Raw genomic sequence first — 23,106 nt, 5'->3', positions numbered from 1 at the left:
CCCAATTCCTACGAACGGCTCACAGATTTGAAAGCAGTTGTTCGGATTGATTCCAGTGAGGCACTGGGGAGAGTGAAGCTTGCTGACCGGGTGGCGATCGCCCTTTCCACCCCCGCTCAAATCACTCGCTTGGGGGGCTCAGTCTAGGAGAATCCTGGGCACTGGTGAATGGCATACGCCTCTATCGTGACAGCGACGGCTCGATCCGCCGGCTCATTAAGGACAATCGCGGTCTGATTAGCCTCCCCATCTGGATTGATCGCCAAAGTAGCCAAGGAACATTTGAACGCTTTCGTTTAGTTGATGAATTTGAAGCAGCATGCTGGGTAACGATTCCTTAGCGGAGGGTCTCAGTGTGCCGTTGCTTGCGGATTCTTACCCTAGTTGCGCCAAGGGCAGTTTGTTGACAACCCAATGCCGCTGGATGGCTAGGGGAACTGATTGAAGGCATGAATACGCCACCAGCGGGTATTTTCTGCTTCGAAGCGTCCATCTAAATCCACCCGTACTGAGAAGTCGAACCAAGCAGCGGGGGGAATCTCCATCCCCCAGAGGCGATCGCTCCCCAGCACAACACTAATAAGGCACTGCAAAAAACCGCCATGACTAATACACCAAACGCAGTCCTCATCACTGTGACGTCGGAGTTGTTTCCAAGCCTGTTTTGCCCGCTGCCAAGCCATGGCCATTGACTCGGCTTCGGGGACTGGAATCAGGTAATCGCTCTCTTCCAGTTCTTCACAGAGGTCAGGATGTTGTGACTGGGCCTGTGCCCATGTCAGTCCTGTAAAAATTCCCTGATCAATTTCAATCAACTCCGCTAGCTCTTGAATTTTTAAGTCGGGACAGGGATTCATCAGCGTAGCCGTATCGTGGCAGCGTTGCAGCGGACTGGTGTAAATGGCATTCGGCCGGGGGAGTTTTTCCCGCAGGGCAAGGGCTTGCTGCCGTCCCCGTTCTGTGAGGGGCACATCTTGCCGTCCAAGCATAACGCCCGAATCATTGCCAACAGCTTCTCCATGACGAATCAAAATTAAACGCATTGTGTTGCTTTCCCCCAGGGCGGCAATTGGCAAGTGTAACCCTTGATGGCTAAAATTATTGTACTGTGCGGCTGCACTCTATCCTCAGCCTCAAATTTATTCATATTTCTTGACTGCGTACCTGTGCCTGTAACACTCTCTGCTCCCCCTATCCGTCCTGCTTGGCATGGCTTAATTCACGCCTACGGTGACTTTTTGCCCGTGAGCGATCGCACCCCAGTGGTCACCCTCTATGAGGGGAATACGCCATTGATTCCGGTGCCTCAAATTGCAGCGCGGATTGGCCGCAACGTCTCAGTTTATGTCAAGTACGACGGCCTCAACCCCACAGGGAGCTTCAAGGATCGGGGCATGACCATGGCTATTTCCAAGGCCAAGGAAGCAGGTGCTGAGGCGGTGATTTGTGCCAGCACAGGGAATACCTCAGCCGCTGCGGCGGCCTATGCCCGACGAGCTGGACTACGCGCCTATGTCCTAGTGCCAGAGGGCTATGTTGCCCAAGGGAAACTCGCCCAAGCGCTTCTGTATGGCGCTGAAGTTATTGCCATTGAGGGCAACTTTGATAAAGCCTTGGAAATTGTCCGCCTCATGGCGGAAACCTACCCCGTGACCCTAGTTAATTCCGTCAATCCCTATCGGCTGGAGGGACAGAAAACAGCGGCTTTTGAGGTGGTGGATAGCTTGGGCAATGCCCCCGACTGGCTCTGCATTCCTATGGGCAATGCCGGTAACATTACGGCCTACTGGATGGGCTTTTGCCAGTATCGTGAGCAAAACCGTTGCGATCGCCTGCCGCGGATGATGGGCTTTCAAGCGGCGGGGTCCGCTCCCCTAGTCAAGGGTGAGATTGTGACGCATCCCGAAACCATTGCGACGGCGATTCGTATTGGCAATCCTGCCAACTGGCAGCGGGCGATCGCGGTCAAGGAAGCCAGCCAAGGGGCTTTTAATGCCGTTACAGATGAGGAAATCCTGAAGGCCTATTGTCTGCTGGCCTCCGAGGAAGGGATTTTCTGTGAACCGGCGAGTGCCGCTTCTGTGGCTGGCCTCTTGAAGTTGGCCGATCAGGTGCCCAGTGGTGCTACGGTCGTTTGTGTGCTCACGGGCAATGGCCTCAAGGATCCAGAAACCGCGCTCAAGCAGGAGAGCGATCGCTTCCACCGCCACATTGAACCCACAGAACAAACCGTGGCCAAGGTGATGGGCTTTTAGAAGCCTAGCTCTGCTCGCATCAGGTGGCGACTAGCTTTCAGCAATTGAACTGCAGCCCGATTGGTGGCTAAGTAGCGAATATCGGCGGTAGCAGGAGTCGTTGAGCTAGCAGGCTGAGCCAGCTGTTGAGCTTGGTTGAATAGACTGCGTGCAGTGGCGTTGTTACCTCGGAAATAAGCCATTTCTGCCTCAGTGCGTTTTAGCTCACGAATTACCTCAAAAGGAGCTTCATAGTAACTTCTGGAAAGCAGTGCTTGGCCTGTGCGCGCTTCACCAAGATTCCGAGCAGCTTCATAAACACGGGTCGCGGCCTTGGCAGTTTGTCGGGCTTGGAAGTAGTTGCCGCTTTGCTGGAGTTGCTGGGCCGAGGTCAGTAGGCGATCGCCCAAGGTCAAAAGGCTGGCATCTGCACTACTAACGGCTTTTGCTCGCATACCTTCGTACTGCGCTTTGGCTATATCTCGAAAAACTTTGCTTGCGTCCCGCTCAATTCCCTGAGGGAAAGGAGATCCAGGACGAGCCGTTGCTGCTGGGACGATGGAAAATGGTAAAATTGTTACCGCAACAGTAGTTGCTAAAAGGAATTGCCAGCGCAGGTTCATCCCATGACTGTTCATGTTATTCTCCGAGTACACTTGAGTTTGCCCAACTGAGCCTCAGGATAGGCAGCTGTGCTAGACTCTGTTTGAGTTTAGCGAATTTTAAGCGAAAATGACAAAAAAGTCAAATAAAAGTTAATCCCGGAGGGCAAAAGGAAATATGACAATAAATGCCGATCATCTTTTCAAGGACATAGACGATTGAGCCTAGAACCACTAATCTTTCTCAATCATATTCTTGAATGATACTGTGGTAAGTCGCATCGCAAGCTGGGGCAGGACCGTTGCTTGCAAAATAGGTTGGCCAAGCACAAGGTACGAGGCGCCCGCAGCAAAACCATTGAGGGCAACTTTGATAAGGCCTTGGAAATTGTCCGGCTCATGGCGGAAACCTACCCCGTGACCCTGGTCAATTCCGTCAATCCCTATCGGCTGGAAGGACAGAAAACAGCGGCCTTTGAGGTAGTGGATAGCTTGGGCAATGCCGGTAACATTACGGCCTACTGGATGGGCTTTTGCCAGTATCGTGAGCAAAACCGTTGCGATCGCCTGCCGCGGATGATGGGCTTTCAAGCGGCGGGGTCCGCCCCCCTAGTCAAGGGTGAGATTGTAACGCATCCTGAAACCATTGCGACGGCGATTCGTATTGGCAATCCTGCCAACTGGCAGCGGGCGATCGCGGTCAAGGAAGCCAGCCAAGGGGCTTTTAATGCCGTTACAGATGAGGAAATTCTGAAGGCCTATTGTCTGCTGGCTATTGAACCCACAGAACAAACCGTCGCCAAGGTCATGGGTTTTTAGGGAGCTTATTCCAATAGCTTGAGTTCTTGGCCTTTATTGAATAGCCGCAACACCAGTTTCTCGAGCTCTACCCACACAAAGACAAGCATGCTAAAGCCAATACACACAGCTAGCTCAGTTCCCGAGAGCAGGTAGGTGCCAAAAAACTGCCGCAGGGGTGGTGCATAGATCAACAGGAGTTGTAGAATCGTTGTCAAAATGACCGATGCCCAAACAAAGGGGTTGGAGGTGGGGTTCATTTCAATGGTCAGTCGTGTACTTGAACGAGCGGCGAGGGCGTGACCCATTTGGGCCAGGCAGAGGGTGGTAAAGACCATGGTTGTCCAACGTCTGGGATCCAGTCCCCCCTCTAAATGTTCACTGGCGTAGCTGTAGGCCCATACCATTAGGGAAATGCCAACGAGCGCCAAGATCAAACCGATGCGAATCATATAGGAACCCAAGCCCCGGCCAAAAATGCTCTCGTTCGGCTTAACGGGAGGGCGCTTCATGACATCGGGATCTCCCGGTTCAACGGCAAGGGCAAGGGCAGGCAGGCCATCGGTAACCAAGTTCATCCAGAGAATCTGTAAGGGCGTTAGAGGAACACCTCCTAGTCCCAGGAGGGGTGAGCAGGCGATTGTAATTACTTCACCAATGTTGGAGCCGAGAATGTATCTAATAAAGCGACGGATATTGCTGTAAATGACTCGCCCTTCCTCGGTAGCAGCCACAATGGTGGCAAAGTTATCATCCAAGAGCACCATGTCACTGGCTTCCTTGGTGACGTCAGTACCCGTAATCCCCATGGCTACCCCGATATCCGCTTGTTTAAGGGCAGGGGCATCATTGACACCATCGCCAGTCATGGCCACAATCTCACCGTGACGTTGCAGCGATTTGACAATTCGCAGTTTATGTTCTGGGGAGACCCGGGCATAGACGCTGACGGTGGGAGTGACAGCATCCAATTCCTCGCTACTCATTTTTTCAATGGTCCGACCGGTGAGGGTAGGATCGCCCCACTCACAGATGCCAATTTGACTGGCGATCGCCTGGGCAGTCAGTTGATGATCGCCCGTAATCATAATCGGGCGAATGCCGGCAGTGCGACAGGTGGCGACGGCCTCCAGCACCTCCGGGCGAGGAGGATCAAGAATGCCCACCAGCCCCAACCAAGTTAACCCCTGCTCACTGGTCTCGACGCTCTCTGGCGGCGGTAACTCTGACCAGTAGCGATGGGCGATCCCCAAGACCCGTAGACCCTGAGCGGCAAAGCGATCGTTTTCAGCGAGAATCTCTTGGCGCTCCGCCAGTGTTAGGGGTTGAATGTCCTGTCCCACCTGCCGCCATTGGCAGCGTTCTAGGATCAATTCGGGCGACCCTTTGGTGATCATCCAGTAGGGTTCCTTGGCGGGAAGATCAGGAACAGACTCACGGCGATAGAACGTACTCATGCGCTTGCGATTGGCATCAAAGGGAAACTCGGCAACCCGCTCCGCTGTTTCCCGTAGCACTTTCAGATCAATGCCCCCCTTAGCGGCCAAGGGGAGCAGGGAGCCTTCTGTGGGGTCACCGAGGATCACCCATTCGGCTGCGTGTTGTTTAAGCAGGGCATCATTACACAGTGCCCCGGCGAGCAGCAGTAGGTGCCGTTCGTACAGGGCTAAGGGGTCATCGGTATTGGCGTCGTAAAAGTCCCCCTTAGGTTCATAGCCATTGCCACTCACCTTGGCGCGATAGGACGTTGTGGCGATCGCCTGCACGACCATTTTGTTTTGGGTGAGGGTACCGGTTTTGTCGGAGCAAATGACTGTCACACTTCCCAACGTCTCCACTGCCGGCAGCCGACGAATCAGGGCATGGCGTTTCACCATCCGTTGCGTTCCCAAGGCAAGGGTGACGGTAATCACAGCAGGCAAGCCTTCGGGTACCACTGCCACTGCCATACTCAGGGAAACTTCAATGAGATGCCGCAGCAGTGAAGGATCGTACAGCCCCCCCGCAATCACAACAATGCTCACCAGCACCAAGGAAAACCCCACTAAGCGATTTCCCAGCTCGGTCATCCGTTTTTGCAGTGGTGTGGGTTCCTGCTCGACCCCTTGGAGGGCAGCAGCAATTTTCCCCAGTTCGGTATCCATGCCGATCGCGGTGACGACGGCGACCCCTCGCCCTTGGCTAACCTCTGTGCCTGCAAACACTAGATTGGCGCGATCGCCCACTTCAGTATCAATGGGTAAAATTTTCGCAGCATCTTTACTGACAGCTTCTGCTTCACCTGTAAGGGCAGCCTCGCGGATTTGCAGGTTGACGGTTTCTAGAAGGCGACCATCGGCAGCCACTTTTACCCCAGTTTCCAAAAAGAAAATATCCCCGACAACCAGTTCAGGGGAGTCAATGTCCATGACTTTGCCTTCGCGCAGGACACGCACCTTGGGTGCCGCCATATTTTTCAGGGCTGCTAGAGCTTCCTCAGCACGGGCTTCTTGGACGTACCCCAAAATGGCATTGAGAATCACCACCACCAGGATTGCGGTTGCATCCTTGGGCAAGGGAATCCTGTTTTCTTGGAGGGATTCGAGAATCTCCAATGTGCCAGAGATGAACGCCACCACCAGCAGCATGATCAGCATCACATTGCGAAACTGATCCGTGAAGATCTGCCAGCGGGGGCGGCGGCCATTGTCAACAAGTTCATTGCGGCCATATTGGGTCTGTCGCCGTTGCACTTCTGCAAAACTCAACCCCTGTTGGCGATCGCTCCCAAGGTGGCTAATGGCTTCATCGGCACTCAGAGCATGCCAAACGGAGTCACGATCAATGTTGGAGGAGGCGTTGGAGGAGGTCATGGTGGATGGGGAGATGATTATCCTTTCTTTATCTTCACCATACCAAACCGCTGCCAATAGTCCTCGTAGCGCGCCATCAGCGTTAGGGGTCGCTCAGACTGGGTCCAAAACCATTCCGTTGCCCAAGTGTCTTGATCGCGGGGCTAGAATATTGTAGGCGCCAAGGGGTCCAAGGTTTTCAGATCAAAGGGGCACATTTGCAATGAGCGGGAGCGGCTACAAGAACTGTAATTGCGGCAACCAAGGGTTAAACATGAAGCCACAGAGCCTAAGCGAGCAGGGGTGAACACAGTTTAGATGATCCAAACGAAAAGAGCCGTTAACTACGACTCTAGTTGCTGCCTAGGCTCACTTTAGCATGGCCAAACTGGCACTAAAGCGGTCTTCAGTTTTGCAAGATGCAAACAAGAGCAGTAATAAGTGAGTAATTATAAATTACTGCACATTGTTACCATTTAACTCAAGGTTTATGCAGCCCGCATCTTCCTTCCACTGCTCATCTTCAGATTCATATTCCGTTAAATGACTGAGTGGGTCAACAGCTGTTTGTCGGCCATTAATAAGCACTACACGCCGCCGTGACTTACCTTCTCGATTCTCTTCTGTGAATTCCTCCCCATTACGCGAACAAGTAGTACGGCCTGCTGCTTGCGTTACTATAGCGCTACCGTTTGTTTCTGATGCTGTTTCAGAAATAACTGCGCCGCTGCTAGGAGGCTGATTACCCCCACTGGGCAGATTAGAGGCATTAATACCAGACGAGGTTTATCCAGAGAATTTGCAAGGGTGTTAGGAGCACTCCCCCAGTCTCCACAAGGGTGAATAGGCAATTGTGATCACTTCGCCAATGTTGGAGCCAAGGATATATTTGATGAAGTGGCGAATGCTGCTATGTACCGCTCACCCCTTCTCGGTGGCAGCAATAATGGTGGTGAAGTTGTCAGCCAAAAGCACCCTATTACTGGCTGCTTTGGTACCATCGCTGCCCCATGCCAATATCTACTTGTTTAAGGGCAGCGGCATCGGAGTCTTCTAGGAGCCGGGTGGGATGACCTAGAGGGTAACTGCTGGCTCAAAGGGAATGCGCTGGGCGTGTCCCCAAAAGGCCTCCAGGTTGTAGTATTGGCGCTCCTTGGGCAACTGCACATGGACAATGACATCGCCGTAGTCCATCAGCACCCATGAACATTCTGCTTGGCCTTCAATATGTTGGGGTTGGCGTTGGCAATGTTCAAGAGCCGCTTCCTCAATCCCTTGGTAAATGGCGCGCACTTGGGTTTTGGAAAGACCGGTAATGATGACAAAGTAGTCACTGAGGTAGGATACGCCACTCACATCCAAAAGGCAGATATCCACTCCCTTGCGATCGTCGGCGGCATAGGCTGCGGTCCATGCTAGTTTAAGGCTAGGGTCAGTAATTGCGGCTACCCGTTGCATCTGTTGAATAGTCAGGCTGCTCTCTCCTAAACGCACTCCTTTATCCTTTGATTTTAGCCATTGGTTTCGGGAGGTGCAGGACAAATTTGTTACAAAACCTTACGAGGATTGCCCCTCACTGGCTGTGGTGCCCCCACAACGGACAATGGCACAGTGCGACTGCCATTCTCCTCGAGCAATTAGCTAATGATCAGGAGCAACTCCAACAGCGGCAGCCAACGGTGCTTGTCCTAGCTGAATCCGACCCCCTCTCTTTTCTCAGGGGGTTTCTAGCAGCACTCTCCACAGGCACGCCCCTGTTACTGGCCAATCCCCAATGGCAGTCCCAAGAGTGGCAGCAATTGGCAGCGATCTTGCCGCAGAATTTTATGGCTTGGGGAACGGTGCCCCCCCTAGACCCCCAAGGATCTGGAGAACGATTGCCCCAGGGCTGGATTCTGATTCCCACTGGCGGCACTCAGGGGCGGTTGCGTTGGGCGATTCACACCGTGGCCACCCTGCAGGCGGCGAGGATGGGGTTGCAAAGTCATTTACAGCAATTAACAATTCATTGTCTGAGTATTTTGCCTTTGTACCATGTCAGTGGCCTGATGCCTGTGCTGCGATCGCTATGGAGTGGGGGAGAACTCTATCTAGCGCGCCATCTACGGGACTTACGGCAAACCACACCACCTGCCAATCTTGATCTGTGGCTTTCTCTCGTGCCTCGGCAACTACAACAGGTGCTGACGGAACCGCTACCGTGGTTAGGGAAGTTAAGGGGGATTTTTATTGGCGGTGGCCCCACTTGGTCACAACTGCTAGAGGAGGCGGCAACGCAGCGATTGCCTTTATGTCTCACCTATGGAATGACAGAAACCGCAGGTATGATCTGTGCCCAGCGACAGGGGGAATTTTTGGCGGGCGATCGCTCCTGTGGTCAAGTCTTACCCCATGCCCAGATTGATTTGACCCCTACGGGTGAGATTCAGATTCAGGCGGCTTCCCTTGCCCTTGGCTATTACCCTGAGTTCTTTGACTCAGCCATCTTCCCAACCGACGATCGCGCTCAATGGCGAGGCGATCGCCTCTACATTTTGGGACGCAGCAGCCGCAAAATCATCAGTGGCGGCGAGAATATCTACCCCGAAGAGTTAGAGGCTTTACTCCTTGACAGTGGCCTCATCCAAGACATCTACATCTACGGCGCAGCCGACCCCCTTTGGGGCGAACAAGTCATTGCCCTTTATGTGGGAGACGCCTCCCCTGAGGAACTCAACACATGGCTCAAACAGCAATGCAGCGCCTACAAATGCCCCAAGCAATGGATTCGTGTGCCGCAAATTCCCCGCACACCCCAAGGGAAAGTATCCTTGGTAACCCTGGCCGATGGCTATGGTCAAAGGGAATGAGGGGGCATTGAGCGTTTGATGGCAAGCAATCTCGAGAAGTGAAAACACGCGTGGGACAGGTTCTGCAACGGGTCCTCTGAATTTACCTAGAAGGATCGAGTCTTGGTAACAGATAATACGCCTGGGGTCGATCTATGAGGATGGGCGAAGGAGTGCGGGGGCGATCGCAGGGTATCCACGTTTGACCTATGCCACCACAGAAGAGCGCAGTCACTTTCAAATTAGGGGTGCAGGTGATGCATTGATTGGCTAGATCTCAATGAAGATATTCTTGAGGGGTTGTTGCTCCACCAAAAAAGTCAACTGAAAACCCCCTCTTGCTGTGATGCTGGCTAGCACAGCACAGACAAAAATCAACGGGCAGGGATACCCCACAAATAGGCACAATCTCCTGCCCAAGAATCTTGATGCTAGCCAACCACAGAAGTCGTGCTGCGACGCCGGCGGATTCCTGTTGTCACAGTCGGGGTGACTTCGATGGGTTGCAGGAGCAATAGGACTGAGGCATTCCCCTGAAGTTCACGGCGCACCAGTCGCACCAGTTCCCGTTCAATGTGGGCTTTGACCCCAGCCCAGTCCACCTCGCCATTGCGGGTATATTCACTCCAGCGATCGCTCAAGGCGGTCTCAACCGTAGCATGTACCCAAGCCTGCCAAGCCTGTGGCTCAATGGCTGTGACCACGCCCCGCAGGTGGACTTCGGGAGTCGCTTTCAGACTGCCATCAGTACCCACCGCCACTGCCACGGTGATAATGCCTTCCTCAGCCAGTTGTTGCCGTTCTTGCAGCACATGGGCTTTGACAATGCCACCGCGATCCAGGAGCTCAATGCCAGCGGGGACTTTATCTATGACACGAATCGAGTCACGGGTCAGTTCCACCACATCGCCGTTGTCAATAATCACCATATTCTCAGGGGGAATCCCCATGCTCTGAGCCGTTTGGGCGTGTTTCACCAACATGCGGTGTTCGCCATGGACGGGTAAAAAGAACTTGGGCTTCGTCAAGGCCAGCATCAGCTTTTGATCCTCTTGACAGGCATGGCCAGAGACGTGAATGCCCTGTTCGCGACCATAGATGACTTTGGCACCTTGCATCATTAGGCGATCGATCATGTTCACCACGGCAATCGTGTTCCCTGGAATCGGGTGAGCCGAGAGAATGACCGTATCCCCTGGGCGAATTTTAATTTTGTTGTGTTCCCCCTTGGAAATCCGCGTCAGGGCAGAGAGGGGTTCCCCTTGGGAGCCAGTGGTGAGGTACATCACCTGATGATCTGGGTACTTGTGCATCATGTGCAGCGGCACAAAGAGATCATCGGGGCAGCGAATATAGCCCAACTGCCGGGCATGGGCAATCACATTGAGCATCGAGCGACCCAAGACCGAGACTACTCGGCCATGCTTTTGAGCTAATTCCAAGGCCATACTGAGACGATGCACCGAAGAGGCAAAGGTGGTAAAAATAATCCGCCCCTCCGCTTGGCTAAAGGCACGATCCAAGTTGGGAAAGACGGATCGCTCCGAGGGCGTGTGGCCGGGGACTTCGGAGTTGGTGGAGTCACTAATGAGGCAGAGAACCCCCTTCTCCCCATGCTCCGCCAGCCGCTGCAGATCAAAGCACTCACCATCAACGGGGGTAAAATCAAACTTGAAATCCCCTGTGTGGATAATCACGCCAATGGGGGTATGAATCGCCACCGAGAAGCTATCGGCAATGGAGTGGGTATTGCGGATATACTCCACAAGGAAATTTTTGCCCAAACGCACCATCTCCCGAGGCTGTACAGTGCGAAGTTCGGTGCGATCGGCAACCCCCGCCTCTTCTAGTTTCCCTTGCAGCAACGCCATGGCAAGGCGAGGGCCATAGATGACGGGAATATCAAACTGCTTGAGGTGAAAGGCAATGCCACCAATGTGATCTTCGTGGCCATGGGTGACAATCATCCCCTTGATTTTGTGGCGATTTTGCCGCAGATAGGTCATGTCAGGTAGGACGATAGTGACCCCATGCATCCCATCGGTGGGAAAGGCCAGTCCTGCATCCAGCAAAATAATTTCATCTTGGAATTCAAAAACGCAGGTGTTCTTGCCAATTTCATGCAGCCCACCGAGGGGAATAATTTTTAGGGCAGCAGTTGTAGCGGATTGACTCATAGGTCTCCTTACAATGAAACGAACAAAAAAGGTGTGGTGCAGCTTGGGAAATGCCCAGCGTTGTCTTAAGACTTCAGTAGGCCAAGGTCATCTAAAACAGCCTTCAATTGGCTAATCACGGCGTCACTTGCAGACGTGAGGGGTAGTCGGGGTTCACCCACTGACCAACCTTGGAGGCTAAGGGCAGCTTTGATCGGAATCGGGTTTGTCGTCACAAATAAAGCCTTAAACAGTGGCAAGAGTTGACAGTGAATAGCAGTGGCTTTGGCCGTGTCTCCCTGGACAAAGGCTTGGATCATCTCTTGAATGCGTAAGCCCACAAGGTGACTGGCAACGCTGACTACACCATAACCACCAACAGCCAGTAATGGCAACGTCAGGGAATCATCGCCGGCGTAAATGCGAAAGGTCGGCGGTAGAGCAGCACGCAGGGTACTGGCTTGATCAAGGCTGCCGCTGGCTTCTTTGATGGCAACAATGTTCGGGTACTCAGCAAGGCGGATCACTGTTTCTGGTAGCAGGTTTTGCCCTGTGCGGCCGGGGATGTTGTAGAGCATGAGGGGAAAGTCCGGCACCGCCTTGGCGATCGCTTGAAAATGGGCGTAGAGTCCTTCTTGGGGCGGTTTATTGTAGTAGGGGACAACCAAGAGCGCACCATCGAGGCCCAGTTCTGCGGCCTTTGCCGTGGCATCAATGGCTTCCCGGGTGGAGTTGGAACCCGTACCGGCAATAATTTTAGCTTTGCCCGCCACCGCCTGCTGCACCGTTTGAAAGAGTTGAAATTCCTCTTCCCAAGTGAGGGTGGGAGATTCGCCGGTGGTGCCGCAAACAACAATGCCATCGGAGCCATTGGCCACAAGGTGCTGTGCCAGTTTTGCCGCCACATCGTAGGCGATCGCGCCATCCGCTGTAAATGGCGTAATCATGGCGGTAATGACACGTCCGAAGTCAGTCACAGTCAACCCTCAGCCAAGTTCCGTTGCAGTTGCCGAATCGTGACCGCACGGCTATACACGCGCCGGCGATCGCCCAAATTTTCCAGGATGATTGCCCCGCGTCGCCAGCTTTGGGGGGAGCGATAAATGGTTAAATTCTCTGCGGTCTCACTCACTTCGTAGCCATTGTCCTTGAGCCATGCCTCCAGCTGCAACAGTTGCGACAGGGTCAGCACCAGAATTTTCGTATGATTCCGATAGGCGGCGATCGCTCCCACGACAACTCCCACGGCTAATCCCCAACGGTAGGGCAGAGGAGACAATAGACTCCAGTGGCAAATTTGGCTCAAACTCAGGGCGGTGATGGCAGTTACACAGGCAAAGTAGTAAATGAAGACCACCTTCACATCTAAGCCTTCAATGGCGGGGGGATCAGCGGTTGTGGGAGAGTTGGGCATAGGCACTTAGTTGAGGGCTTGGGAACGCTCGTAGGCCGCTTTTACTGTTTGCATGAGGGTTCCACGCATACCGGCAGCTTCCAGGACTTCGAGACCCGCAATGGTTGTCCCTGCAGGACTGGCAACCGCATCCTTGAGTTGCGCCGGATGCAGCCCACGCTCCTTCAGTAATTGTACTGTGCCTGCTATTGTGCCATAAACGAGTTCCTGTGTCAGCGATCGCGATAGGCCCACTGCCACCCCCGCATCACAGAGAGCCTCGACAATGAGAGCAACAAAGGCAGGGCCAGAGCCAGACAGCGCCGTGACCGCATCCATTTGCCCTTCACTGACAGCCACCACCTGCCCCAGCACCCCCAACAAATTCTTAATCTTTTGAATCTCCAGTTCACTGGCTGCACTGTCACTGGCAAGGGCAATGACGCCAGCACCCACCTGTGCTGGTGTATTCGGCATCGCCCGAAAGATCAACCGCTGGGGAAAAAGCCGCCGCAGCCGCCCACTGTGGATCCCGGCCATGATAGAAAGGACAACCCCCATCTCCTGAGCTACCGGCGTATCCGCGAGTTCCGACTCAATATCGGCCAAGACCTGGGGCTTGACCGCCAGTAGGAGCGTTTCGGCGGTGGCTACTTCAAGGTTAGTTGTGACTCTAACCCCGTAGGTGTGGGCTAAGTACTGTTGCCGCTGGGGCGATCGCGCCGATACCCACACATGGTCTGGCAATAGACCCTTTGCAAGCAGCCGCGCAAGCATTGCCTCCGCCATGCGGCCACAGCCAATGATCCCAAGAGCAGGCACCCTAGGCACTATGGTGTTGTTGGGCATCCATACCCCAGGCGGACGGGGGGGTGGGGGTTGGTGTTGCACTGGGACGAACGCCGCCGACTTGAGTACTCACTTGGACACAGCTGGGCGTAAAGAGGAAAATACTCTCGCCAATACGCTCTTGATGGCCATCAATTGTGAATGTGGCACCGGCAACAAAATCCACTGAGCGTTGGGCTTGCTCTGGCTCCATCAAGGTTAGATTGAGCACCACAGACTTGCGCTCCTTAAGGGCTTTGATCACCTCAGGCATTTCACTAAAACTGCGGGGCTGCATCACCAAAACTTCGGCCACTGCCCCCCACCAACGGCCGGCATTAGGCATACCAATTACATTGGAGGCGGTTGATCCCGTCGGCACTGAACCAGTGGCAACCGAGGGGGATGGACGGGTGTCAAAGTCATGAGTCGGGGTTGGCGGGGATGCGGGCAGCGGTTCCACGCCAGGTTCCGTGGTTAGTGTTCGTGCCGTTCCTTGAGGGTATTCCTCATCGTAGATGTCAGTTTCTGGGGTTAGACCCATCAGGTCACGGAGTTTGCCCAACATAACGACTCACTATTGCTCCTAGTAAATGTCAATGTATGAGTTGCAAAACCCTTCTGAAGTGCCGTGGTATTGTCGCCGCGACAGGTCAGAAACGTAAATGCCAGATAGTATTCCTCGTGTTTTAACAATCTTAGTTTCGTGACTAAAAGGGAACCTATGCACAAATGTCCACGGGAGTGGAGTTAAAACAGGAAACTTCAACTGGCCATTTTACACAAAACCGAGATAATAAGGATGACATTGGCCTTAAGTGTCTCGCTTTTGCCTTGGGTTTGTCAAGGGTAACAATGCCGTGACAGACTCCCGACTTTCATACTGAGACCTGGAGCGCGCCGCTTCCTGCCTAGTTGCTAAATTTGGTCGGCTAAGGAAATCCGAAACCAAAAAGTTGCTCCCTGGGAATCCCCCTCTGTGACCCCAATCTCGCCCCCATGGGCGGTTATAATTTGTCGGCAGAGATATAAACCCAAACCGATGCCCGTGCGATGGTGGCTTGCACCGCCACGATAATAGAGCTCAAAGAGGTGAGATTGCTGGTCAGGGGGGATGCCGACGCCATTATCCTTGACGGTGCAGTAAACACTATCTCCCCGTTCTTCTGCCGCCAGTGTGATGATGATGCCAGGACAATTGTGTTTTAGGGTATTCGTGATCAAATTCTCATAGACTCGTCGCAGTTGGATAGGATCAACGGGCACCAGGGGCAAGGTGGGAGGGATTTGCAGTTTCACCGTCGCCTTATTTTTCTCGAGCAGGGGTTGTAAATCAGCCAAGATGTCGTTGACAAGTGTGGCTAAGGAGGTGGGGGCGATCGCCAAAGAGAGGGAAGGTTGCCGGTCCCCCTGGATATGCAGCAGTGTTTCAATGAGATGCAGTTGACGCTGCTGGCTGTGCTGAATACAGGTTAAGGTGCTGCGGGGTACAGCAATCGTGTCGCTGGTGTCGCTCTGCAAGAGATGGTTAATCAGCATCAGGGTACCGAGGACCGGGGTGCGTAAATCATGGGACACCGCATGCAAGAAGAGATCCTTGAGGCGGTTGAGTTCCTCCAGTTCACTCATTTTCTGCTGCAATTGCCCAGTGCGCTCGGCGATCTGCTGTTCTAAATTGGCATTCAAGGCCGCCAATTGTTGATAAAGTTCTGCTTGCTGCAGGGCGATCGCCACCTGAGTCGCCAATTGCTCTAAAAACGCTCGTTCGTGGGGCTGCCACTCTCGCCGGTGGTCACATTGGTGGACACCCAGCAAAAAGCACCGGCCCTGGGGACGATGTTGGATCGGAATCAGTAGACAAGACTGGATGTGGTGTGCTTCATACACCTGTCGCAGCTGGGAATCAAGACCTTCCTGACCGCAGGAGAGGGTAGCCGCTGTCGTCAGCAGCTGTGAACGATAAGGCACGTTTTCCAGGAGCGCCTCAAGGTTCGTATGCCACTGGGGAGCCATGGCTGCGGCCACCACTTGAATCTCTTCGGTGATCGGATCAAAAGCGACAATAAACACGCGATCGCTGAGGAGATAGCGGCGCACTTCCACCACCGTCGTATTGAGCACCTCTGGCAGTTCCAGGGTTTGGCGAATGCGCAGGGCAACTTCCGCCAGTAGTTGCTGCTGTTGGGCAGCCAATTGCACCTTCTGTTGAGCAGTTTTGCGTTGCGTAATATCCCGGATCCCCACCACCCGTGCCCAGCGCCCCTGATAGAGAATGGATTTTCCCTGAACCTCAACAATCAGGACTTCACCACTTTTGGTGCGAGCAAGGGCTTCAAAGGGGACATCCATTGGCTGCTGAATTCGCTCTAAAATCAGCGATCGCGATTCTGGATGTGTCAGCAATAACACCGACTGACCCACTAGTTCTGCAGCCCTATAGCCAAACAGCCGTTCGGTTGCGGCATTGACATCGAGAATTGTGCCCTGCTCATGGATGACGACCGCCTCAGAGGTGGCTTGAAAGAAGGTGGCCAAGCGGGCTTCACTCTCCTCTAGGGCTTTAAGGGCGCGGTGGCGATCGCGACTTTCCACAACTAGGGACACCAGATCGGCAAGGGAAGCGGCAAACTGCTCCTCCGCCACCGTCCACTGGCGGGGCGGTCCCATGTGCTCATAGCAGAGAATGCCAATCATCACCCCTTCAACCCAAATGGGCACATCCAGCAGCGAGGTAATGCCAAGGGGTTCGAGGTAACTTTGGCGAAACTCTTGGGTGCGCGGATCAACCCCAGCCTCATGGGCGGTAATCGTGCGCTCCTCCTGTAGGGCTGCAAAGTAGCGAGGATAGTCACTGGCGGTCAGCTTCATCCCCGCCGTCAACCCTTGCCCCGACTCTTGAAACAAGTGCACACATTCAATCTGCTGGCGATCGTCCGCATAAAACCAAAGACTTACCCGGGCCACCTTGAGACTCCGGGCACTCGTAGAGAGAATATCCTGCAAAATCTCCTCACAGTTGGCCCCATGGAAGGGCTGCCGCCGCGCCAGTTTGACCAAAATGCGGTTGAGGCTTTGCAGTTGTTCAATCACGGGGCTCATGAAGAGGCGGCAGATTCAGGGACAAATGCCAGTGCCGCTGAGTTAATGCAGTAGCGCAGTCCTGTGGGGGGCGGGCCATCCTCAAAGACATGGCCCAGGTGGGCATCGCAGACAGCACACAAGACTTCCGTGCGCACCATGCCATGGGAAAGATCCCGCTCCATGCGGATATTGTTGGGATCAAGGGGCTGCCAAAAACTGGGCCAACCCGTGCCAGAATCATACTTTGTCTCAGAGCGAAAGAGCGGTGTGCCGCAGCAGACACAGGAATAGAGACCGGGCTTTTTGTTATTCCAGTAGCAGCCTGTGAAGGCGCGCTCCGTTCCCTTTTTGCGGGTGACATAGTACTGCTCAGGGGTCAGTTGCGCTTGCCATTCTGCATCTGTTTTCACAACCTTAGTCATACTTGCCTCAGAAATAGACCGTGATCCTACTCCTCAGCATAATCAGTGACCTCGGCAAGTTCCAGTCTTTTTGCCAAAGGTTCCCTACCAAGGGGAAAATGTAAGGGCAATCTTGACCTTGTTTGGTTATGCCGGTTTCGCTGCCCCTTACTTTTGATTTGTCCTCTGAGTCCGAGTTTTATACTCAGGTCAGCGCTGGCATTCAGGCAGCACAGCAGGCCAATTGTCAGTTCCTTAGTTTAGGCATCGCCTTACCAACAGTTGATCCCCTGATGCTCTTGGCAGGTCTAATGCACGTCAGTGGCGAAAGTGAGCATTTTTACCTTGAGCAAGCGGGGGAGATTGTTGCTGCCTGTGGTGCAGTGGCGACGAGCAGTGTTCAGGGACATCAACGGTTTGGAGAACTGCAGCGTTTTAGTGAACAAACCCTCAGCCGCCTGTGGGCGATCGCTCCAGCCGAACCGCGCCTGTTTTGTCAATTCAGTTTTTGGGATGACACCCATCCGAACTGGGGAGTCTTACCCCGCTGGCAAGTGATTCAGCGTCTGGAGCAGGTTTGGCTCACCCTCAATTGTGCTTTAGAGACCAATACTCCACATCGCCTCTGGCAAGACTGGCAATTGGTGCAGCGGGCACTGGCACAGATTCTCGCTGAGCCGCCCCCCTGTCCACCACCCCTGGCGATCGCTCTACCGCCCCTGACTGAGCAGTATGGACAATTTATTCGCCGGGTCAAGCATGCCCTGCGGCTCCTTGAGGAGGGAGACATCGAAAAATTGGTTTTAGCCGCTGCCCTCACCCTAGAGCAGCCTCAGGGGTTTAGCTGGCTGGGAACGTTGCAAAACCTGCGCCAGCAGTACACCAATGCCTACATCTTCAGTGTTGGCCAAAAGCGGCAGCAGGTCTTTTTGGGAGCCAGTCCCGAACGCTTGGTCAAGATTGCCGATGGCGTCCTCTGTGCCGATGCCTTGGCAGGTTCCCGGCCCCGGGGGCAAACCCAACAGGAGGATCAAAGCCTGCGCAATGGCCTTTACCACAGCCCCAAGGAACGCTATGAGCATCAAGTCATTGTTGAATTTCTCCGCCAAACCCTCCAACGGTTGGGCATGACCTGTGAGGTACCCGCCAAACCCCGCATCCTTGAATTGAGTCATATTCAACATCTGCAAACCTTGATTCAGGCACCTCTGCCTGAACCGATTCATATTCTCCAAGTGGTGGCGGCCTTGCATCCTACGCCAGCAGTGGCAGGCTATCCCGCTGCTCGGGCACAACATTGGCTGCGGCAACTGGAACCCTTTAATCGCAATGGCTATGCTGCACCCCTTGGTTGGGTGACACCCACTGGAGAAGGGGAATTCATTGTTGGAATTCGCTCTGCCCACCTCCAGGGCAATTATGCCCATCTCTTGGCTGGGGCAGGTATTGTCAAAGGCTCTCACCCTGAACGGGAATGGCAGGAAATCCTGTGGAAATTTCAGACGATGATCTCAGCTTTGGCCTAGCGCAGGGGGGGGTGCTTTTTGCTCATCGTCAGCATTGGCAAGGGCTGGGAAGACTGGGGCGGCAGCGCATACTGGGGTACCTTCTCAGGAAGAGGACGTTCGGGCGATCGCTGGAGCAGACGATAGAGGAGTGCACTTCCCATCACACCTAGACCCAAAAGCAGCAGACCGTTGTAGCCCCCCACGCCCCCAATGGTGGAATCCACCCCTCCCATTAACAGAAGGAAGGCAGAGATGGGTTCTCTACGGTAGGCTTTGCGCAGAAAGCGAGGATAAATCATAGGCGATCGCTGGATGACTCACCATTAGAATACGGGAATCCTGACAACTTGGCGGCAAGTGGGTTACCTTTTAGCGACCCTACACCCGACATTGATTGCTCGGTAACCGTTCCCTTTACTTCTATCCTGACAGATCTGAGCGGCAATTGGCATGAAAGGGGGCGATCGCCCCCCATGAGCTCTCTAGTAGGTTTCCACGTGCCAGCGGCCTTCTTTTTTGAGCGTGCCCTTGAGGAACTCTTGCCAATCGGCACCATTTTTGGCGGCTGCTGCGGTCATTGCCTCATCAATACCCGGCTCCATCCCCCTCAAACCACACATATAGACATGGGTATTTTTCTTCTGGAGGAGTTGCCAGATTTCATCCGCATGCTCAGCAATGCGACCTTGGATGTACATCTTGCCGCCGTCAGGGGTTTTTTGCTCACGGCTGATGGCATAGGTGAGGCGGAAGTGATCGGGATACTGGGCCTGTATTGCCTCTAACTCATCCTTGTAGAGGATATTTGCAGTGTAGGCGACACCAAAGAAGAGCCATGCCAGCCCCTTGAATTGATAATCGGGGTTATTTTCTTTGAACATGCGCCACAGGAAGGCCCGGAAGGGGGCAATTCCAGTTCCCGTTGCCAGCATAATGATTGTGGCCTCAGGGTCATCGCTCAGAAGCATTTCTTTACCCACTGGCCCTGTGATTTTCACTTCATCGCCGGGCTGCAGTTGGTTGAGGTAGGAGGAGCAAACGCCATAGATGGTTTCCCCCGTCTCTTTATCCTTGTACTCTAGGCGCCGCACACACAGGGAGACCGTTTTATCATCTTGAAAGTCACCGTGGCGGGTCGAGGCAATGGAGTAGAGGCGCAGCTTGTGGGGTTTGCCGTTGGCATCGGTACCCGCAGGAATAATGCCAATACTTTGACCTTCGAGATAGCGCAACTCGGTACCAGAAATGTCAAAGATAATGTGCTTGACCGTTCCCTCACCTCCTTCACGCACCAGCTCTTCATTGGAGATGACCTTACCAATGCAGGGATTGTTGGGACGATAGATATTGACGGGAATATCAACTTTCTTTTCTTTAACAGGGGCAGCACCATTATTGGCGGCAGGTTCCGTGGTGGCAGCCAGGGGCGCAACCGTACCATTGAGGGGTTGGATGCTAACAATTTTGCCCCCCCAACGGGTAATCTGCTGCATAAACTGATTCATGCGGTCATAGGGAACGTTGAAAAATTGACTGCCACTGTTGCGGATGGCATAGTTGGTTTTCTCAGTTTCGGCAGTTTGTCGCAGTCCCACCACTTCATAGCGAAACATCCGACTGCGAGAATTCGTCGCATTGTACATGGGCTACACGATCTCCAAAAATTAACTCAGCTTTACATTCTGCAATACAACGTCCCAACCGCGATCAACTATCACGTTTTGGCTAGGGGATTGCCGTGCTTTGGCCACCCACATTATATCTAGCAGCGGCAGCTACGGGGCCTTTTCCGAAGGGCAGGGCGAGATTTCTTGGCTGATAGGCCCACTTATCCAAGCATAGGTTTGCAACACATAGCGATCGCGCCCTGAGCGTTTGGCCTCGTACAAAGCGGCATCGGCGGTGGCGATCAGCTCAGAAATTGGACAATCCCTAGGGGTTGCAGTTGCAATGCAAATGCCAGCGCTTAGAGTGAGATAGGGTTTGACCGGCGAACTAGCATGGGGAATTTCTAAACTGCGGATGTGGTTAAAAATCCGCTCTAAGATACAAATGGCAGCGTCGTGGTGGGCCTGGGACAACAGGAGAACAAACTCTTCACCACCATAGCGAGCCACCAGATCTGTTGCCCGCACCTGAGATTTAATGGCATAGGCGACCCGTTGCAGGGCGCGATCGCCCGCCAAGTGGCCATAGGTGTCATTGTAGTCCTTGAAGTGGTCAATATCCAGCAGGACAATGGCTAAGGGAGTATGGGTTGCTGCCGCTTCCTGCCAGACCAACCGCAGACGGGATTCAAAGGTACGCCGATTTGCCAGTTTGGTCAGGCTATCTTGCTGCGAGATTTGCTGTAGATAGTGATTTTCTGCCTCCAGTTGTTTTTGCTGCTGCTGTAGCTCCACAATCAAAGCCGTTTGCCGTGCCATCTGCTGTTGCAACTGCTCAAATTGTTGCCGTTGGATAATAAACTGCCCTAGAAGCCGCGGTTGGCGAAAGAGTCGCAGCAGAATCAAGGGGGGCTGGCAACGGTGGATGCCCACCGCTTGCACTTCAATTTTTTGCCCTTGGTGGCCTTGGAGAGTACCGGGCACCATTTGGGTGGCCTGTTGCCAAAGGGGCAGCCATTTATTGAGTTTCTCTGGGGGAGTGGCGACGAGTTCCCTAAGGTTGCGATTGAGCACACTGCCGCCAAAAAATTCACGACCACTGGGGTTAATGGCTACAATGTTGCCCTGGGCATTCATGGCCAGCATTGGTTCTGGGAACAGATCAATCCATGTGTTAATATCGAGTGTAAAGTCGCTCATCTTGCTCCCTGACCCCACTGCAATGAAGGACTTCACCGGCTGAGACTGACTCAGGACTCAAGGCGATCGCTACGATAGTGTTCTCGCCCTTTAGCAGCTAAAGCAGCAGCGGTGGGTTGGGTATAGACCACCATGCGGCACCCTTGATCCCCATTGGCGATCGCCTCTTCAATACAAACCTTGGCATAGCCCAAGTGGTGCGCCACAATCACCCCAAACACATTTGAGGTCATCATGCACAACGAGGGATGACCCACCACACCACTGCCAAGGGGGCAACGGTGATTCCCTAAAATAATGCGTTCTTCGTCCTGCTCAATTAGGAAAAATCCGCCTTCAATGCGATTTTTGAGATCCACAAGAATTTGAGCCACGGTCTTGGCATCAAGGGGGCGATCGCCGAGGGCTTGGGTGTAAAGTTCATTGATGTAATTGCCCATTTGCTGTCCCACGAGGGCAATAAAGCCAGAGGCATCCTCCAGCCCGACAACATCTTCAAGGGTTTCTGCCAGGAATCCCAGCAAATTTCGCAGAAAGCTAGAGGACTGTAGGCTAATGGGCAGGTTTCCTAGATTTGTGTGCGCCTCAACTGGGAGCATTTCCACTGCTGTCATCGGGGTTGTCCTCAGGAAACGGAGTTTGAGTCACTTTAGGACCCTTTGCCGCTGGTGATGCCTGGAACACTTGATATTGCTATGCAGCTGACCGTGCTTGGTTATTCGGGTCAGGGTCTAACTCTCTGAATCCATAGTAAATACTCTACGGGAAATGATAAAAAACCCGTAAAAAATTCCTAACATTTGCTTGATTAAAGGCGCACACTTGAGTCAGCGATCGCGCTTATTCGGCGTTTTGCGATCGCTGGGCCTGATAGGCTTGCCAACTCTCGACCACACGACCAAAATTGGTGCGGAATTCTCGCCAGCCGAGCCAACTTCCCTGCTCGTGCTCATCCCAAGAGGCAGAAAGAATACCATAGCTAAGCCCCAGCGCCCCAAGGCCAAAAAGACCAAGACTAACGATGACAACGACCACATTCGGCAACTTAAACCAGCCCTCATGGACAATGAAATAGCTGAGGGGAAATGTCATCAGTCCCAAGAGGGTGGGGGTACCGCAGAAGATTGCCATCCGAGCCACCATTCGTTGGCTGACAATTTCGGGAATGCCGGCACCTGTTTTGGCTTGCTTAGCTGGGGATGTTGGCGCTTTAGAACGGACGGCTGCAGCAGCAGGAGCTTTAGCAGAATGGGTTGCTCCTTTTTTCTTTTTAGGCTCAAAGGGCAGATCCGACCGTTTTGCCATTGTCTTTAACCCCGGATTCCTAAACGTTCAATGAGTTGCTGATAGCGCTGGGGATCGTGGCGATAGAGATAGGCCAATAGCCGCTTGCGACGGCCAATGATTTTCAGCAGTCCTCGGCGAGAGGCGTGATCTTTTTTATTCACCTTGAGATGCTCAGAAAGCTGCTTGATCCGCTCCGTGAGGATGGCAACTTGGACATCCGTGGAGCCAGTATCCGTACCGTGGATCTGGTAGGTGTTGATAATTTCTTGTTTAACGTCGTGTTGCAGGGCCATGGTCATCAGTTATGAACAGCGCGATCTACTATCATACTCCGATCGTTTGAAATAATAAA

21 protein-coding genes and 2 pseudogenes are annotated in these 23,106 nt (G+C 53.5%); 5 read left to right on the top strand and 18 right to left on the bottom strand.

Translation table 11 applies throughout. The annotated features are described in order from the left end of the window. The first annotated feature begins 164 nt into the window (after nt 1-164). Complete coding sequence (locus TLL_RS12915) at nt 165-341, top strand: hypothetical protein (protein WP_011057071.1); 177 nt, start codon at nt 165-167, stop codon at nt 339-341. A gap of 87 nt (nt 342-428) precedes the next feature. On the opposite strand, the gene TLL_RS06220 is transcribed toward TLL_RS12915, so the two are convergent. After that, nucleotides 429-1,043: a histidine phosphatase family protein gene (locus TLL_RS06220; RefSeq protein ID WP_011057070.1), complete on the bottom strand. Its 615-nt coding sequence runs from the start codon at nt 1,041-1,043 to the stop codon at nt 429-431. Nucleotides 1,044-1,166: 123 nt separating this feature from the next. Here TLL_RS06220 and thrC point away from each other — a divergent pair, with 123 nt between their 5' ends. Next, nucleotides 1,167-2,255, top strand: coding sequence for a threonine synthase (gene thrC, locus TLL_RS06215; RefSeq protein ID WP_164920835.1), 1,089 nt, complete (start codon nt 1,167-1,169; stop codon nt 2,253-2,255). Here thrC and TLL_RS06210 read toward each other — a convergent pair. Further along, nucleotides 2,252-2,689 carry a hypothetical protein gene (locus tag TLL_RS06210; RefSeq protein ID WP_164920834.1) on the bottom strand — a complete coding sequence of 146 codons (438 nt, stop codon included), beginning with the start codon at nt 2,687-2,689 and terminating at the stop codon, nt 2,252-2,254. The two genes, thrC and TLL_RS06210, sit on opposite strands and share 4 nt — an antisense overlap. A 462-nt stretch (nt 2,690-3,151) precedes the next feature. Here TLL_RS06210 and TLL_RS06205 point away from each other — a divergent pair. Further along, nucleotides 3,152-3,616 (top strand): annotated as a pseudogene (locus tag TLL_RS06205) (pyridoxal-phosphate dependent enzyme); the annotation flags it as partial. A 44-nt stretch (nt 3,617-3,660) separates the two neighbouring features. Here the strand turns inward: TLL_RS06205 and TLL_RS06200 are convergent. The 3 genes and pseudogenes from TLL_RS06200 to rsfS form a co-directional block, all read right to left on the bottom strand. After that, the gene (locus TLL_RS06200) at nt 3,661-6,486 is read right to left on the bottom strand and encodes a cation-translocating P-type ATPase (protein WP_011057066.1); all 2,826 of its coding nucleotides are present in this window, start codon (nt 6,484-6,486) and stop codon (nt 3,661-3,663) included. Between the two features lie 757 nt (nt 6,487-7,243). Further along, nucleotides 7,244-7,513 (bottom strand): annotated as a pseudogene (locus TLL_RS13515) (hypothetical protein); the annotation flags it as partial. 26 nt (nt 7,514-7,539) lie between these two features. Beyond that, nucleotides 7,540-7,959 (bottom strand): ribosome silencing factor, encoded by a 420-nt coding sequence (gene rsfS, locus TLL_RS06190; RefSeq protein WP_011057064.1) that lies wholly within the window; start codon nt 7,957-7,959, stop codon nt 7,540-7,542. A gap of 50 nt (nt 7,960-8,009) precedes the next feature. Between rsfS and TLL_RS06185 the strand changes: the two genes are divergently transcribed. Next, complete coding sequence (locus tag TLL_RS06185; RefSeq protein WP_164920832.1) at nt 8,010-9,314, top strand: 2-succinylbenzoate--CoA ligase; 1,305 nt, start codon at nt 8,010-8,012, stop codon at nt 9,312-9,314. Between the two features lie 410 nt (nt 9,315-9,724). On the opposite strand, the gene TLL_RS06180 is transcribed toward TLL_RS06185, so the two are convergent. The 7 genes from TLL_RS06180 to msrB all read right to left on the bottom strand — a co-directional run bounded on the left by TLL_RS06180 (nt 9,725) and on the right by msrB (nt 17,173). After that, on the bottom strand, nt 9,725-11,470 hold the full coding sequence (locus TLL_RS06180; protein WP_011057062.1) for a ribonuclease J: 1,746 nt from the start codon (nt 11,468-11,470) through the stop codon (nt 9,725-9,727). Between the two features lie 65 nt (nt 11,471-11,535). Continuing rightward, on the bottom strand, nt 11,536-12,426 hold the full coding sequence (gene dapA, locus TLL_RS06175; protein ID WP_011057061.1) for a 4-hydroxy-tetrahydrodipicolinate synthase: 891 nt from the start codon (nt 12,424-12,426) through the stop codon (nt 11,536-11,538). Nucleotides 12,427-12,428: 2 nt separating this feature from the next. Next, entirely contained in the window at nt 12,429-12,863 is a 435-nt protein-coding gene (locus TLL_RS06170) for a hypothetical protein (RefSeq protein ID WP_164920831.1), read from the bottom strand. Between the two features lie 6 nt (nt 12,864-12,869). After that, nucleotides 12,870-13,664, bottom strand: a complete 795-nt coding sequence (proC, locus tag TLL_RS06165) for a pyrroline-5-carboxylate reductase (protein ID WP_231833846.1) — start codon at nt 13,662-13,664, stop codon at nt 12,870-12,872. A 1-nt stretch (nt 13,665) separates the two neighbouring features. Further along, on the bottom strand, nt 13,666-14,238 hold the full coding sequence (locus TLL_RS06160) for a cell division protein SepF (RefSeq protein ID WP_011057058.1): 573 nt from the start codon (nt 14,236-14,238) through the stop codon (nt 13,666-13,668). 350 nt (nt 14,239-14,588) lie between these two features. Continuing rightward, the gene (locus TLL_RS06155; RefSeq protein ID WP_011057057.1) at nt 14,589-16,769 is read right to left on the bottom strand and encodes a GAF domain-containing protein; all 2,181 of its coding nucleotides are present in this window, start codon (nt 16,767-16,769) and stop codon (nt 14,589-14,591) included. Continuing rightward, a complete protein-coding gene (msrB, locus tag TLL_RS06150; protein ID WP_011057056.1) occupies nt 16,766-17,173 on the bottom strand; it encodes a peptide-methionine (R)-S-oxide reductase MsrB in 408 nt (135 codons plus the stop codon). Before msrB ends, TLL_RS06155 begins: the two co-directional genes overlap by 4 nt. 128 nt (nt 17,174-17,301) lie before the next feature. On the opposite strand from msrB, the gene TLL_RS06145 reads away from it, so the two are divergent. Beyond that, complete coding sequence (locus TLL_RS06145) at nt 17,302-18,678, top strand: isochorismate synthase (protein WP_011057055.1); 1,377 nt, start codon at nt 17,302-17,304, stop codon at nt 18,676-18,678. Here TLL_RS06145 and TLL_RS06140 read toward each other — a convergent pair. The 6 genes from TLL_RS06140 to rpsO form a co-directional block, all read right to left on the bottom strand. Beyond that, nucleotides 18,675-18,959, bottom strand: a complete 285-nt coding sequence (locus TLL_RS06140; RefSeq protein WP_011057054.1) for a hypothetical protein — start codon at nt 18,957-18,959, stop codon at nt 18,675-18,677. The two genes, TLL_RS06145 and TLL_RS06140, sit on opposite strands and share 4 nt — an antisense overlap. Before the next feature lie 183 nt (nt 18,960-19,142). Next, a complete protein-coding gene (gene petH, locus TLL_RS06135) occupies nt 19,143-20,303 on the bottom strand; it encodes a ferredoxin--NADP reductase (RefSeq protein WP_011057053.1) in 1,161 nt (386 codons plus the stop codon). 132 nt (nt 20,304-20,435) lie between these two features. Further along, nucleotides 20,436-21,467, bottom strand: a complete 1,032-nt coding sequence (locus TLL_RS06130) for a GGDEF domain-containing protein (RefSeq protein ID WP_164920830.1) — start codon at nt 21,465-21,467, stop codon at nt 20,436-20,438. Between the two features lie 50 nt (nt 21,468-21,517). Next, a complete protein-coding gene (locus tag TLL_RS06125; RefSeq protein ID WP_011057051.1) occupies nt 21,518-22,081 on the bottom strand; it encodes a methanogen output domain 1-containing protein in 564 nt (187 codons plus the stop codon). Nucleotides 22,082-22,307: 226 nt separating this feature from the next. Continuing rightward, nucleotides 22,308-22,772 carry a PAM68 family protein gene (locus TLL_RS06120; protein ID WP_126986363.1) on the bottom strand — a complete coding sequence of 155 codons (465 nt, stop codon included), beginning with the start codon at nt 22,770-22,772 and terminating at the stop codon, nt 22,308-22,310. Between the two features lie 5 nt (nt 22,773-22,777). Further along, nucleotides 22,778-23,047, bottom strand: a complete 270-nt coding sequence (gene rpsO / locus TLL_RS06115; protein ID WP_011057049.1) for a 30S ribosomal protein S15 — start codon at nt 23,045-23,047, stop codon at nt 22,778-22,780. Between the last annotated feature and the right edge of the window lie 59 nt (nt 23,048-23,106).

It is taken from the genome of Thermosynechococcus vestitus BP-1, assembly GCF_000011345.1.
GTDB lineage: Bacteria > Cyanobacteriota > Cyanobacteriia > Thermosynechococcales > Thermosynechococcaceae > Thermosynechococcus > Thermosynechococcus vestitus.
The sequence above is the reverse complement of the archived record's forward strand: the minus strand, read 5'-3'. Positions and strand labels throughout refer to the sequence as shown.

Bases quoted from the DNA above. Each gene is read 5' to 3' on its own strand.
- TLL_RS06220 (WP_011057070.1), bottom strand. From the start codon at position 1,043: ATGCGTTTAATTTTGATTCGTCATGGAGAAGCTGTTGGCAATGATTCG.
- TLL_RS06210 (WP_164920834.1), bottom strand. From the start codon at position 2,689: ATGCGAGCAAAAGCCGTTAGTAGTGCAGATGCCAGCCTTTTGACCTTG.
- TLL_RS06200 (WP_011057066.1), bottom strand. From the start codon at position 6,486: ATGACCTCCTCCAACGCCTCCTCCAACATTGATCGTGACTCCGTTTGG.
- TLL_RS06180 (WP_011057062.1), bottom strand. From the start codon at position 11,470: ATGAGTCAATCCGCTACAACTGCTGCCCTAAAAATTATTCCCCTCGGT.
- TLL_RS06170 (WP_164920831.1), bottom strand. From the start codon at position 12,863: ATGCCCAACTCTCCCACAACCGCTGATCCCCCCGCCATTGAAGGCTTA.
- TLL_RS06160 (WP_011057058.1), bottom strand. From the start codon at position 14,238: ATGTTGGGCAAACTCCGTGACCTGATGGGTCTAACCCCAGAAACTGAC.
- TLL_RS06155 (WP_011057057.1), bottom strand. From the start codon at position 16,769: ATGAGCCCCGTGATTGAACAACTGCAAAGCCTCAACCGCATTTTGGTC.
- msrB (WP_011057056.1), bottom strand. From the start codon at position 17,173: ATGACTAAGGTTGTGAAAACAGATGCAGAATGGCAAGCGCAACTGACC.
- TLL_RS06145 (WP_011057055.1), top strand. From the start codon at position 17,302: ATGCCGGTTTCGCTGCCCCTTACTTTTGATTTGTCCTCTGAGTCCGAG.
- TLL_RS06140 (WP_011057054.1), bottom strand. From the start codon at position 18,959: ATGATTTATCCTCGCTTTCTGCGCAAAGCCTACCGTAGAGAACCCATC.
- petH (WP_011057053.1), bottom strand. From the start codon at position 20,303: ATGTACAATGCGACGAATTCTCGCAGTCGGATGTTTCGCTATGAAGTG.
- TLL_RS06130 (WP_164920830.1), bottom strand. From the start codon at position 21,467: ATGAGCGACTTTACACTCGATATTAACACATGGATTGATCTGTTCCCA.
- TLL_RS06125 (WP_011057051.1), bottom strand. From the start codon at position 22,081: ATGACAGCAGTGGAAATGCTCCCAGTTGAGGCGCACACAAATCTAGGA.
- TLL_RS06120 (WP_126986363.1), bottom strand. From the start codon at position 22,772: ATGGCAAAACGGTCGGATCTGCCCTTTGAGCCTAAAAAGAAAAAAGGA.
- rpsO (WP_011057049.1), bottom strand. From the start codon at position 23,047: ATGGCCCTGCAACACGACGTTAAACAAGAAATTATCAACACCTACCAG.